Annotated in this window: 13 protein-coding genes; all 13 read left to right on the forward strand. The window is 62.1% G+C overall.

Translation table 11 applies throughout. The annotated features are described in order from the left end of the window. Window positions 1-73 precede the first annotated feature (73 nt). The 13 genes from AC5STB_RS19615 (at window position 74) to AC5STB_RS19675 (ending at window position 12295) form a co-directional block, all read left to right on the forward strand. Window positions 74-751 (forward strand): orotate phosphoribosyltransferase, encoded by a 678-nt coding sequence (locus AC5STB_RS19615; protein ID WP_495444447.1) that lies wholly within the window; start codon window positions 74-76, stop codon window positions 749-751. A gap of 334 nt (window positions 752-1085) precedes the next feature. Then, a complete protein-coding gene (locus tag AC5STB_RS19620; protein ID WP_495444448.1) occupies window positions 1086-2612 on the forward strand; it encodes a replicative DNA helicase in 1527 nt (508 codons plus the stop codon). Window positions 2613-2702: 90 nt separating this feature from the next. Further along, window positions 2703-2828: an agmatine deiminase family protein gene (locus AC5STB_RS19625; RefSeq protein ID WP_495444449.1), complete on the forward strand. Its 126-nt coding sequence runs from the start codon at window positions 2703-2705 to the stop codon at window positions 2826-2828. A 104-nt stretch (window positions 2829-2932) separates the two neighbouring features. Continuing rightward, on the forward strand, window positions 2933-3970 hold the full coding sequence (gene alr / locus AC5STB_RS19630) for an alanine racemase (RefSeq protein ID WP_495444450.1): 1038 nt from the start codon (window positions 2933-2935) through the stop codon (window positions 3968-3970). Beyond that, on the forward strand, window positions 3967-4749 hold the full coding sequence (locus AC5STB_RS19635) for an MlaE family ABC transporter permease (RefSeq protein ID WP_495444451.1): 783 nt from the start codon (window positions 3967-3969) through the stop codon (window positions 4747-4749). Before alr ends, AC5STB_RS19635 begins: the two co-directional genes overlap by 4 nt. Next, a complete protein-coding gene (locus tag AC5STB_RS19640; protein WP_495444452.1) occupies window positions 4746-5492 on the forward strand; it encodes an ABC transporter ATP-binding protein in 747 nt (248 codons plus the stop codon). Before AC5STB_RS19635 ends, AC5STB_RS19640 begins: the two co-directional genes overlap by 4 nt. Before the next feature lie 15 nt (window positions 5493-5507). Then, window positions 5508-6191 carry a hypothetical protein gene (locus tag AC5STB_RS19645; RefSeq protein WP_495444453.1) on the forward strand — a complete coding sequence of 228 codons (684 nt, stop codon included), beginning with the start codon at window positions 5508-5510 and terminating at the stop codon, window positions 6189-6191. Next, window positions 6188-6640, forward strand: a complete 453-nt coding sequence (locus AC5STB_RS19650; RefSeq protein ID WP_495444454.1) for a paraquat-inducible protein A — start codon at window positions 6188-6190, stop codon at window positions 6638-6640. The genes AC5STB_RS19645 and AC5STB_RS19650 overlap by 4 nt, the downstream gene beginning before the upstream one ends. Before the next feature lie 145 nt (window positions 6641-6785). Then, the gene (locus AC5STB_RS19655; protein ID WP_495444455.1) at window positions 6786-7568 is read left to right on the forward strand and encodes a DNA repair protein; all 783 of its coding nucleotides are present in this window, start codon (window positions 6786-6788) and stop codon (window positions 7566-7568) included. A gap of 200 nt (window positions 7569-7768) precedes the next feature. Next, window positions 7769-9130 carry a DNA repair protein RadA gene (radA, locus tag AC5STB_RS19660; protein WP_495444456.1) on the forward strand — a complete coding sequence of 454 codons (1362 nt, stop codon included), beginning with the start codon at window positions 7769-7771 and terminating at the stop codon, window positions 9128-9130. A 42-nt stretch (window positions 9131-9172) separates the two neighbouring features. Continuing rightward, window positions 9173-9727 carry a CvpA family protein gene (locus AC5STB_RS19665; RefSeq protein ID WP_495444457.1) on the forward strand — a complete coding sequence of 185 codons (555 nt, stop codon included), beginning with the start codon at window positions 9173-9175 and terminating at the stop codon, window positions 9725-9727. 387 nt (window positions 9728-10114) lie between these two features. Further along, the gene (locus AC5STB_RS19670) at window positions 10115-10795 is read left to right on the forward strand and encodes a Hint domain-containing protein (RefSeq protein WP_495444458.1); all 681 of its coding nucleotides are present in this window, start codon (window positions 10115-10117) and stop codon (window positions 10793-10795) included. A 99-nt stretch (window positions 10796-10894) separates the two neighbouring features. Beyond that, window positions 10895-12295 (forward strand): selenium-binding protein SBP56-related protein, encoded by a 1401-nt coding sequence (locus tag AC5STB_RS19675; protein ID WP_495444459.1) that lies wholly within the window; start codon window positions 10895-10897, stop codon window positions 12293-12295. Window positions 12296-12297 lie beyond the last annotated feature (2 nt).

Below are 12297 nucleotides of genomic sequence, written 5' to 3' on the forward strand. Positions count from 1 at the left end.
CCGGGCCGGGCGCAAACCTGCGCAGCGTTTGGGCTGCGCAAGGGGAAAGATATTCAATTTCCGGAGCTGCCACATGATCCCCACCTCGTACCCGTCCAAAGAAGAAATCGCCCGCCTGTCGGCCCGGATGCTGCTGGAAATCGGCGCGGTGAACTTCAATACGGATGAACCCTATACGCTGGCCTCCGGCCTGCCCTCGCCCAGCTATATCGACTGCCGCAAGCTGATCTCATTTCCGCGGATCCGTACCACGCTGATGGATTTCCTCACGGTGACCGTGATGCGCAACGCCGGTTTCGAGGCGTTTGACAATATTGCGGGCGGCGAAACGGCCGGCATTCCCTTTGGCGCGCTGGTGGCCGAGCGCATGGCGCTGCCGATGACCTATGTGCGCAAAAAGCCCAAGGGCTATGGCCGCAATGCCCGCATCGAAGGGGTGATGACCGAGGATCAGCGGGTGCTGCTGGTGGAGGACATGACCACTGACGGCGGCTCCAAACTGTCCTTTGTGGATGCGATCCGCGAAACCGGCGCCTCCTGCGGCCACACCGCGGTGATCTTCTATTACGACATCTTCCCCGAAACCACCAAACGCCTGGGCGACCACGGCGTTGAGCTGCATTACCTGTGCACCTGGTGGGATGTTCTGGCCGAGGCAAAAGCGCAGAAGAGCTTCAGCGAGGAAACTCTGGCCGAGGTGGAGAAATTCCTGAAGGATCCGCGCGCCTGGCAGGAAGCGCATAAAGCCTAAACCGGATCAAAGGCTTCGGAGGGCGGGCGGATTGCCCGCCGCTCTGCGGTCAGCGGCCGGACAGGCGGCGAACCGCCTGACGCTGGGGAAAGCGTTACAGGCCGGGCTGTGGACAAGCCCGGCCCGAATCGCTTCCCGCTCAGGTTGAGACACAGATATTGGGGCCTTTCCAGATTATACCGCATCATGTAGCCTGAGCAGGACAGGCTTACTGGCCTAACATGGTAAACGGCCCACAAACCATGCGCGGTTATCCACAGGGCATCCACAGAGATTCCCAGATAGGAGAAACCCGCGCGGCACCGTATAAGCGGGCCGAGTGACGAGAGCAGTGATGAACGAGATTACCCCCTTTGACGGCGATATGCCGCCCCCCGCCCCGATGCCTGAACCTGCGCAAGCAAGCCAGGCGATGCCGGACAACGAGCTGCCGCATTCGGTGGAGGCGGAACAGCAGCTGCTGGGGGCGATCCTGACCAACAACGAGGTCTATGACAAGATCGCGCTGATCATCGACTCGTCGCATTTCTATGATCCGGTCCATGCCCGCATTTATGAGGTGGCGGCGGCGCGGATCTCCAAGAACGCGCTGGCGTCGCCAGTGACGCTGAAGGCGTTCCTGGAGGACCACGAAGGGCTGAAGGAACTGGGCGGGCCTGCCTATCTGGCCAAGCTCGCCGGCGCATCAATCTCTGCCTTTGCGGTGCGGGATTACGCGCAGATGATCTATGACCTGGCAATCCGGCGCGAGCTGATTGCCCTGGGCCAATCGATTGCAGAAAAGGCGCGCCGCGTAGACGTGGCATCAGAACCTAAAGAGCAGATTGTTGAGGCAGAGCAGTCGCTTTACCAGCTGGCAGAGCAGGGCCAGACGGAAAGCGGTTTCAAGTCATTCCTGAAGGCCGTCACAGAAGCGGTCAATGTGACCAACGAGGCGTATCAGCGGGGCGGCGGCATGGCCGGTGTCTCGACGGGCCTGACAGACCTCGACAAACAACTTGGCGGCCTGCATCCCTCGGACCTTCTTATCCTCGCAGGCCGCCCCTCTATGGGTAAAACGTCGCTGGCGACCAACATCGCCTTCAACGTTGCCAAGGCATACAAACGCGGGGTGAAACCCGACGGATCCGAAGGCGCGCTGGATGGCGGCGTGGTAGGTTTCTTCTCGCTCGAGATGAGCGCCGAGCAGCTGGCGGGACGTATTCTGGCGGAGGCGTCGGAGATTTCCTCGCACAAGATCCGCCAGGGCGACATGACCGAAAGCGAATTCCGCCGCTTTGTGCAGGCGGCCAAGGATCTGGAAAGCTGCCCGCTGTTCATCGACGATACTCCGGCGATTCCGATTTCGCAGCTGGCCGCGCGGGCGCGCCGCCTGAAGCGGACGCACGGTCTGGACCTTCTGGTGATCGACTATCTGCAGCTGTGCCGCGGCATGTCGGACAACCGGGTGAACGAGATTGCCGAAATTTCGATGGGGATGAAGGCGATTGCCAAGGAATTGAACATCCCGGTGATCGCGCTGTCGCAGCTGTCGCGCCAGGTGGAAAACCGCGAGGACAAGCGCCCGCAGCTCAGCGACTTGCGGGAATCGGGCTCGATCGAACAGGACGCCGACGTGGTGATGTTCGTGTTCCGCGAGGAATATTATAAGGAACGGGAAAAGCCCGGCGACCACGAGCTGGAGAAGATGGAAGAGTGGAAGCAGGCGATGGAGCGGCTGCACGCCAAGGCCGAGGTGATCGTCGGCAAGCAGCGTCACGGCCCCATCGGCACGGTGGAACTGTCGTTCGAGGCGCAGTTCACCCGCTTCGGCAACCTCGCCAAGGCCTGGCAGCAGGGTCACGAGGACGGCGGCTATTAACTGCCGCCGGTTTCTGGCCGGGGCCGGTGCTGCGGGGACTGCCACGCTGTCCTCGGCAGGAGGATCGGGAATGGCGGAAACCGTGTGCTGATGATGCTGGCCGCAAAGGCACTGCGCCGCCTCTACCCTGGACGCGAACTGGTGTTGCTCGATACTGACCTGCAGGCAGAACTCGGCGGCGGCATCCATTGCGCCACTCAGCAGATGCCTGCTTGAAGCACCTGCCGCAGGCCGCTCACCCCTCTGAAAGCAGGCAACAATCGGCCAGTTTGGCGGGTTTTCCCCCTTGACCTGCGCACCTCCCATGTCATGAACACGCCATGAGCACGGCAAAACTGACAATCAACCTGGATGCGCTGGTCACCAACTGGCGGAATCTGGATGCGCTGACCGGCTGCGAGACCGCAGCCGTGGTCAAGGCGAACGGCTATGGCCTGGATGCAGGCCGGGTGGGCAAAGCGCTGGCCAAGGCGGGTGCGCGCAACTTCTTTGTGGCGGCAGCCGAGGAAGGCGGCGCGCTGCGCCGCGCGCTGGGGCCGGGCCCCGGTATCTCGGTGTTTTCCGGCCATATGGAGGGCGACGCCAAGCTCTTGAAGGATTTCCAGCTGACGCCGATGCTGAACTCGCTGGACCAGATGCTGCGCCATTTCGAGGCGCTGCCGGGCCACCCTTTTGGCGTGCAGCTGGACAGCGGTATGAACCGGCTGGGCATGGAACACAGCGAATGGGCCGCGGTGGCTGAGATCGCCCTGGGCCAGAACCCGGTTCTCCTGATGTCGCATCTGGCCTGCGCCGATGAGCCGGGCCACGCGATGAACGCGCAGCAGCTGCAGGTGTTCCGAGAGATGACCGACGGGCTGGAGGTGCCGCGCTCGCTGGCGGCGACCGGCGGCATGCTTTTGGGCAAGGAATACCACTTCGACCTCTGCCGCCCCGGCGTCGGCCTGTATGGCGGGCTGCCGTTCACCGATGCGGTGCCGGTGGTGCAGCTGGATCTGCCGGTTATTCAGGTACGCGATATGGAGCCGGGCGAAAGCGCCGGTTACGGCAATACCTGGGTGGCACAGCGCCCCAGCCGCATCGCGACCGTTGCCGCGGGCTATGCCGACGGGCTGCACCGGGCGATGGGTGCGGGCGGCATTCACGTCTATGCAGGCGAAACCCCCTGCCCGGTTGTGGGCCGCGTCTCGATGGATTTGATTACCGTGGATGTCACTGATCTGGCAGAGGTGCCGGATATGCTGGCGATCCTTAACGAGCGTCAGACGGTGGACACGCTTGCCGATGCGGCCGGCACCATCGGTTATGAGATTCTGACCTCCTCCGGCCACCGCTCCGCAAGGACCTATCTGGGATGACCCCTGTTGCCCTCCTGGCCCGGCTGGGCCGCACGGCGCTGGCGTCGCTGGCCGCGGTTGGCCGCGCGGCGCTGTTTGCGCTTTCGGCCTTCAGCCATATGGTTCGCCCGCCCTATTACCCGCGCGAATTCCTGCAGGCGCTCTTGAACGTCGGCTGGCTGTCGCTGCCGGTTGTCGGCCTCACCGCGATTTTCACCGGCGGCGCGCTGGCGCTGCAGATCTATGCCGGCGGCGCCCGCTTCAACGCCGAAGCCGTGGTGCCGCAAATCGTGGCCATCGGCATGGTGCGCGAGCTGGGTCCGGTGCTGGTCGGCCTGATGATCGCCGCGCGCGTCACCTCGTCGATTGCCGCCGAGATCGCCACCATGAAGGTGACCGAGCAGATCGACGCGCTGGTGACACTCTCCACCCATCCGATGAAATACCTGGTGGCGCCGCGGGTGCTGGCCGCGCTGATCACCGTTCCGGTTCTGGTCGGCGCAGGTGATGTCATTGGCATCATGGGCGGCTACACGGTGGCGGTTCAGAACCTCGGCTTCAACCCGGCGGCCTATCTCAAGAACACGGTCGACTTCCTGGAAGCGCTCGACATTATCTCCTCTCTGGTCAAGGGCGCGGCCTTTGGCACCATCGCGGCACTGATGGGCTGCTACTACGGCATGCAGTCGGGCCGCGGCGCCCAGGGCGTGGGCCGCGCCACCAAGGGTTCAGTGGAATCCGCCGCGGTGCTGATCCTCGCCGCCAACTTTGTCCTCACAGGGGTGTTCTTCTCGCTATGATCCGCATGGAAAACGTCCATAAGGCCTTTGGCGGCAACCGCGTGCTGAACGGCATGAACCTGGAGATCGCCCAGGGCACTTCGATGGTGATCATCGGCGGCTCCGGCACCGGCAAATCGGTGGCGCTGAAAAGCATTCTGGGGCTGATCCAGCCGGATTCGGGCCAGATCTATGTCGATGGCAAACCTGCCGGATCGGGTGACCGCGACAAGTTTCTGGCCCGCTTTGGCATGCTGTTTCAGGGCGGTGCGCTGTTTGACTCGCTGCCGGTCTGGCAGAACGTCGCCTTCCGCCTGCTGCGCGGCGCGCTGAAACGCCCGGCGGATGAGGCGCGGGAAATCGCCATTGAGAAGCTGCGCCGGGTGGGTCTGAAGGCAGATGTTGCTGACCGCCTGCCTGCCGAGCTGTCGGGCGGGATGCAGAAGCGTGTCGGCCTGGCCCGCGCGATTGCGGCGGAGCCGGAGATCATCTTTTTTGACGAACCGACCACCGGCCTCGACCCGATCATGTCGGGCGTCATCAACGACCTGATCCGCGAGATCGTGGTGGAGATGGGCGCAACCGCCATGACCATCACCCATGACATGACATCCGTGCGCGCCATTGCCGACAACGTGGCGATGCTGCATGGCGGAGTGATCCAATGGACCGGCCCGGTGGCCGAGATGGACCAGTCGGGCGATCCCTATGTGGAGCAGTTCATCCACGGCCGCGCGGAGGGTCCGATCGAGGCGGTGCGGTAGACAAAGGATTTTAGAATGCATCATTTTTCAGTTTTGCTTAGCCACATTAACGAATTCGAGGAAGCTAAGCACGGTGAAGAAAAGGCCAGCAACGACAACAGTTGGGATACCAGTTTTTATCAGTCATTTCTAATTGCTGACATTCGCTTCCGAAAAGCCGCAAAACTGGCGGGCTTTGAGTACCCTGAGGACTTGCCAACTGGTAGCGAGGAGGACCAAATGGGAGAAATCCTACAACGGTTCGACGAGCACGTTCAGAATTGGAGGACAAGAATTCTGGCTGTTGAACTCGAAGCTCAAGCTGCACTCGAGTATGAAGAAACAAACAGTGAGTTCTCGGAAGCCATTGTCTTTGATACGAACCACAAAACCAGCATTCACAAGATCATCTCAGAGCTGCGTGAAGTCGTTTATAAGAGTGATTGGCTCGGCGACGAGCGAAAACAAAGAGTTCTAGGTTCAGTTAACTCAGTTCAAGCCGAAGTCGATAAGGAACTCAGCAACTTTCACCTAGTTCTGGGAAAGGTTGTGGATTTGGGGGAGGCTCTAGGGAAAGCTGGTAAGAAAGCAAAACCGGCATTCGACAGAGTGGAACAACTTGCCAACGCAATTAGAGGGCAGAGAAAACAAGCAACTGCGATTGAAAAGGATGCCGATCCTCTTCAGATCGAAGACAAGCGAGACACTGGGGCCGAATGACCCTCCGCCTCCTCACCCTGTCGCTCTTGATCCTCTACCCCCTCGCCTGGTTTGCGCCCTTGATGCGGGCGGGGCTGCTGCCGATCTTCGGCCTCAGCGAGATCTCAGTGATCACCGGGCTGCAGTCCTTGTGGGGCAGCGACGCGGTGCTGGCGCTGATCGTCACCTTCTTTGCGATCTTTGCCCCCTACCTCAAAACCATCGGCACCGCTCTGGTGCAGTGGCAGCTGATGGACGCGCGGGTGCAGAAAGTGCTGCATGTGCTGGGCAAGCTGGCGATGGCCGACATTTTCCTGATCGCGCTTTACATCACGCTGGCCAAGGGCATTGGCCTTGCCACCGTTGAGACCGCCTGGGGGCTTTATCTGTTCACCGCCTGCATCCTTGCCTCAATCGTGTTGGGGCTGCTGACGGAGCGCGCCGCCAGGGCGCAGCGGCAGACGGGGTAAACCCTTGATCCGGCAGTAAACCGCCCCATTTCATAAACTTCGACACCTGTTTCGCACGGGACCGGCTTGCTGCGCCCTTCTGCTGGGCTCCCCCTCCGGCCGCCGGGTCCGGCATTTGTTTTGTATTGCTGCTGGAGGGGGCGCTATGTCCGGCATTCTACCTATTCTGTTCACCGCGCAGACTGTGCTGATGCGGCTGTCCTTCCTGCTGATCTGCTTTGCCGCCGCGGCGGCGCTGGCAGCTACCGCGATGGCAGCGCTGGGGATCTGGCCCTGGCTGTCGCTGCAGGCCGGGCTGGATGGCGAGGTGATGCCGCAGGCCGGCATGCTGGCCCAGATCGCACTGACGGCGCTGGCAGTGATGCTGGTGTTCTTTCTGCCCGCAAACACCCGCATCCTGGCGCTGGAGACCTCGCACCGGCGGTTTGCGCTCAGCATGGAGGACGTGCTGCAGGCCTATCAGCTGGCTCATGCCGGCGACCGCGCGGGCGTGTTCACGCTGGCCTCGGAGTTTGACGCGGTGAAGGAACGGCTGGCGTTTCTGCGGTCTCACCCGGATCTGTCCGGGCTGGAACCGGATGTGCTGGAGATCGCCGCGCAGATGAGCCAGGTCAGCCGCGAGCTGGCGGAAACCTATTCCGATGCCAAGGTCGCCCGCGCCCGGCAATTCCTGAAACAGCGCCAAGAGGAGCTGGAGACCTTCAAGGCGCGGCTGGAAGATGCGCAGATCATCATGCATGAGCTGCGCCAATGGACCCGCGACGTGGAGATTGAGGAAAGCATCGCCAAGTCGCATCTGGGACGGCTGCGCGGCGAGCTGTTCGAACTGCTGCCGGAACTGTGGGCACAATTGCAGGGCCAGCCGGACGGCTCCGGCCCTGAGGGCAGCAGCGTGGTGCCGATCCAGCCGCCGCGGCGCGCCGACTGACCTGCCGCACTTCGCAGCTGATAAAGGGGCTCTGCCCCCGGCCCTGACGGGCCTCCCCCGGGATATTTCCAGCCAGAAGAAGGAAGCCCGCCTCTTCATCTGGCCCCAAATATCCCGGAGCGCGAGGCAGAGCCTCGCATCTGCCGGTCCAGAACCCGCAGCCCCTTGAACAAAACAGAAACATCTGCCACTGATCCAGCATGGCAAAAACATCTTTCTCCTGCTCCGCTTGCGGTGCCAGCTTTTCCAAATGGTCCGGCCGCTGCGAGGGCTGCGGCGAGTGGAATACCATCACTGAAGACAAGGGGCTGTCTTCCGGCCCCTCGAAAAAGTCACTGGGCGTCAAGCGGGGCCGCACTATCCAGCTGACCGACCTGTCGACGCGGGAAACACCGCCGCCGCGCGCCTGCTGCGGCGTTGGCGAGCTTGACCGGGTGCTGGGCGGCGGGCTGGTTGCCGCCTCCGCCATCCTGGTGGGCGGTGATCCGGGCATCGGCAAATCCACCCTGCTGCTGCAGGCGGCGGCACGGTTTGCCCAGGCCGGCGTCAAAACCGTCTATGTCAGCGGCGAAGAGGCCAGCGCACAGGTGCGGATGCGGGCGCAGCGGCTGGGGCTGGCGGATGCACCGGTACAACTGGCCGCGGAAACCAACCTGCGCGATATCCTGACCACGCTGGAGGCGGAGAAGCCGCAGCTGGCAATCATCGACTCGATCCAGACCATGTGGGCCGACCATGTGGACAGCGCGCCGGGATCCGTCAGCCAGGTGCGCGCCGCGGCGCATGAGCTGACCACATTTGCCAAGCGGCACGGGATTTCCATTATCATGGTCGGCCATGTCACCAAGGAGGGCCAGATCGCCGGCCCCCGGGTGGTCGAGCATATGGTCGATACCGTGCTCTATTTCGAGGGCGAGCGGGGCCATCAATTCCGCATCCTGCGCGCGGTCAAGAACCGCTTTGGCCCGGCGGATGAAATCGGCGTGTTTGAAATGACCGGCAGCGGTCTCAGCGAAGTGATCAACCCTTCTGCTTTGTTTCTGTCAGAGCGCGGCGAACCGTCGCCTGGATCGGTGGTGTTTGCCGGCATCGAAGGCACCAGGCCCGTGCTGGTCGAGATGCAGGCGTTGATTGCGCCCTCGCCCCACTCGCAGCCGCGCCGGGCGGTGGTTGGCTGGGACAGCTCGCGGCTGGCGATGATCCTGGCGGTGCTGGAGGCGCGCTGCGGCATCCCTTTTGCGGGCCTGGACGTCTATCTGAACGTGGCGGGCGGCATGAAGATCTCTGAACCGGCCGCCGACCTTGCCGTTGCGGCAGCACTGCTGAGTGCGCGGGAAGACGTCGCCCTGCCCGCCGATACGGTGGTTTTCGGAGAAATTTCGCTATCCGGTGCGCTGCGGCCCGCGCCGCAGACCGAAAACAGGTTGAAAGAGGCGCAAAAACTTGGTTTCACGGCGGCGATTGCCCCTGGCGGCAGCAAAACCGTGTCCGTAAACGGCCTTTCTTTGCGAAAGTCGGGCGATCTGGCAGGTTTTGTTGGCGAATTCTTCGGGGCCGGTTAAAGTCGCAAAAAATTTGAGATCGCAGGCAAACAGGCGAGGGACATGGAAGGTTTCACAATCATCGACGGGGTGGTCGCCCTGGTCATTGTCGTATCGGCACTGCTGGCCTATTCGCGCGGTTTCGTGCGCGAGGCGATGGCAATTGCCGGCTGGATTGCCGCCGGTGTGCTGGCTTTCCTCTTCGCCCCGCAGGTGGAGCCGCTGATGGCGGAAATCCCGGTGATTGGCGAGTTCATCGCTGACAGCTGCGAATTGTCGATCATTGCCGCCTTTGCGGCGGTGTTCGCCCTGGCGCTGATCGTGGTCTCCTTCTTCACCCCGCTGTTCTCCACCCTGGTGCAGCGTTCGGCGCTTGGCGGGCTGGACCAGGGTGCCGGCTTCTTCTTTGGTGTGCTGCGCGGCATCCTTTTGGTCGCTATTGCCTTCTTCCTTTATGACGTGGTGATGACCGGCCAGAGCTTTACAGTTGTTGACGAAAGCCGATCTGCCGTGGTGTTCGAGCGCATGACCGGCAAGATTGAGGAGCGCAATCCGGAACAGGCCCTGGGCTGGGTCACTGAGCAATATGAATCGCTGATCGGCGCCTGCGGCCAGTAAGTCCAAGGGATTACCCCAAAAAGCCAGATACGCGGGCGCCTCTTGGGCGCCCGTTTTGCTTTGGTTTCAATGTGTTCACAAGGTTATCCACAGGGCGGACGGCGCAATCGTTAACGGCGCAACTTTTCATTAAGACATTGTTAACCAAAGAGAATCGCAGATCGGGCGGCAAATTTCCGGACCGTCAAATTTGCGGCAAAAATTAACAAATCCTCACCCTCGCCGGTCAAAAGGTTAACAATCCCCCTGAAAAAGCGGGTTTTGTCGCCAAAAAATCGCGCCATCCCGAAATGGGACGCAAGCCCGCCCCAATTTGGTCCCAATTCGGGGGCCACATGGCTTCAACGGCAAAACGCCGGGCTAAAGACGCTCAGAAGGGACACGAAAATGCAGCTGGATCACACCACAGATTTCGCCGACTACCTGCCGGTTGATGTTCTGCTGCTGGACAATCCCCTGCCGCGCACCCCTGCCCCGGCACCGAAACGCGCCCGCATCCGCAGCGGCGGCTTTCTGCCCGATACGCTGGTAGAGACCGAAGAAGGCTTCAAGCAGGCCCGCGACGTGAAACCCGGCGACATGGTGTTCACCTTTGATGGCGGCGCGCAGGAAGTGAAGGCGGTCCGTCATGCAGTGCCGCGCCTGACCACCCTGATGCATATCCCGGCAGGCGCGCTTGGCAACGACACCGACCTGATGCTGCCCTCGGACCAGAAAGTGGCCCTGGAGATGGACACCGCGGAACGGCTGTTCGGCCTGCCGGTGGTGGTCGCCAAGCTGATCGCGCTGAGCGGCTATAAGGGCATTAAAGCCGCGGCGCCGGAGCGCCTGGGCCGCATCCACTTTGAGTTCGAGGAAGAAGAACTGATCTGGGCCGAAAGCGGCATGCTGCTGCCCGCCGCAGACACGGCCCTGGAGTCTGCCTTTCACCAGCTGTCGCTGACCGAGACCCGCCAGGTTCTGGCCAGCGACGAAGGCCGCGCGCTGTCGCAAACCGGCATGGGTGCAGTTGATGCCCGCCTGCCCGGCCCGTTCGACAACCTGCTGGACCGTATTCTGGCAGCCTGAGCCCCCCGCTATTCCTCCCCCCCTCGGGCCCGCCTTCGTGCGGGCCTTTCCTTTGGCGCCGCAGAGCACCCGGCGCCAGTACCAAGGGAGGATCTGACGATGAATTTGCGGCCTGACCCAACATTTCACGCAACACCCAAGCTGGCGATGGAGGCCCCGGCGGAAAAGCTGGCGTTTACCCTGATGCTGAGTCCCGATTTTTCGCAACCGGACGGGCTGGCGGTGGTTGATGTCGACCCTGGGTCAGACACCTACGGCCAGATCGTGCACCAGCTGATCATGCCCAACAAGGGCGATGAGTTTCATCATTTCGGATGGAACGCCTGCTCTTCCTCCCTGTCCCCCTTGTCGGGCCATGCGTTCCTGGAGCGGCGCTACCTGATCATTCCCGGCATCCGCTCCAGCCGGATCTACGTGGTGGACGTGAAGGAGCCGCTGAAGGCGAAGATCCACAAGATCATCGAACCGGAGGAAGTCTTTGCCAAAACCGGCTACTCCCGCCCGCACACCATCCATTGCGGCCCGGAGGGCATCTATGTCTCGACCCTGGGCGGCGGCGGCGAAGATGGCACCGACGGGCCGCCGGGCATCTTCATCATGGATTGCGAAACCTTCGAGATCCTGGGCCGTTACGAGATGGACCGCGGCAAGCAGGACAAGCATTACGATTTCTGGTGGAACCTGCCGCGGGACTACATGGTGAGTTCAGAATGGGGCCTGCCGCCGCAGTTTGAGAATGGCATCGTGGCAGAGGACTTGCTGAGCAACAAGTATGGCCATTCGATCCACTTCTGGAACCTGCGCCAGCGCAAGAACGTGCAGACCATCGACCTGGGTGAGAACCACCAGATGGCGCTGGAGATCCGGCCCGCCCATGATCCCTCGCGCGATTACGGGTTCTGCGGCGTGGTGGTGGATACCACCAACCTGCAAGGTTCGATCTTTACCTGGTGGCAGAAGGACGACGGCACGTTTGAAGCCAAAAAAACCATCACCATCGACCCGCGCCCGGAACAGGCAGAAAACCTGCCGCCGCTGCTGCAGGGGTTTGAGGCGGTGCCGCCGCTGGTCACCGACATCGACCTGAGCTTGGATGACAAGTATCTGTACGTCGCCTGCTTGGGCTTGGGCGAGATGCACCAGTACGACGTCTCCGATCCGATGAACCCCAAGCTGGCCGGCAAGGTGGAGCTTGGCGGCATTGCGCGGGGCGCCAAGCATCCCAACGGTAAGGATTTTGCCTATGGGCCGCAGATGGTGGAGATCAGCCGCGACGGCAAGCGGGTCTACTGGACCAATTCGCTCTACTCCACCTGGGACGACCAGTTCTACCCGGACAGCGGCGGCGGCCAGATGGTGATGGCCAACGTCGGCGAAAACGGCGGGCTGGAGCTGGACAAGGACTTCTATGTCGAGTTCCCCGAGGGCTACCGCAGCCACCAGATCCGTCTGGAGGGCGGCGACTGCTCCACTGACAGCTTCTGCTACCCCTCCGTCTGACG

The sequence above is a fragment of the Leisingera sp. CC-HEC093 genome, assembly GCF_059429195.1.

Coding starts and splice junctions, on each gene's coding strand:
- AC5STB_RS19615 (WP_495444447.1), top strand. CDS start 74: ATGATCCCCACCTCGTACCCGTCCAAAGAAGAAATCGCCCGCCTGTCG.
- AC5STB_RS19620 (WP_495444448.1), top strand. CDS start 1,086: ATGAACGAGATTACCCCCTTTGACGGCGATATGCCGCCCCCCGCCCCG.
- AC5STB_RS19625 (WP_495444449.1), top strand. CDS start 2,703: ATGATGCTGGCCGCAAAGGCACTGCGCCGCCTCTACCCTGGACGCGAA.
- alr (WP_495444450.1), top strand. CDS start 2,933: ATGAGCACGGCAAAACTGACAATCAACCTGGATGCGCTGGTCACCAAC.
- AC5STB_RS19635 (WP_495444451.1), top strand. CDS start 3,967: ATGACCCCTGTTGCCCTCCTGGCCCGGCTGGGCCGCACGGCGCTGGCG.
- AC5STB_RS19640 (WP_495444452.1), top strand. CDS start 4,746: ATGATCCGCATGGAAAACGTCCATAAGGCCTTTGGCGGCAACCGCGTG.
- AC5STB_RS19645 (WP_495444453.1), top strand. CDS start 5,508: ATGCATCATTTTTCAGTTTTGCTTAGCCACATTAACGAATTCGAGGAA.
- AC5STB_RS19650 (WP_495444454.1), top strand. CDS start 6,188: ATGACCCTCCGCCTCCTCACCCTGTCGCTCTTGATCCTCTACCCCCTC.
- AC5STB_RS19655 (WP_495444455.1), top strand. CDS start 6,786: ATGTCCGGCATTCTACCTATTCTGTTCACCGCGCAGACTGTGCTGATG.
- radA (WP_495444456.1), top strand. CDS start 7,769: ATGGCAAAAACATCTTTCTCCTGCTCCGCTTGCGGTGCCAGCTTTTCC.
- AC5STB_RS19665 (WP_495444457.1), top strand. CDS start 9,173: ATGGAAGGTTTCACAATCATCGACGGGGTGGTCGCCCTGGTCATTGTC.
- AC5STB_RS19670 (WP_495444458.1), top strand. CDS start 10,115: ATGCAGCTGGATCACACCACAGATTTCGCCGACTACCTGCCGGTTGAT.
- AC5STB_RS19675 (WP_495444459.1), top strand. CDS start 10,895: ATGAATTTGCGGCCTGACCCAACATTTCACGCAACACCCAAGCTGGCG.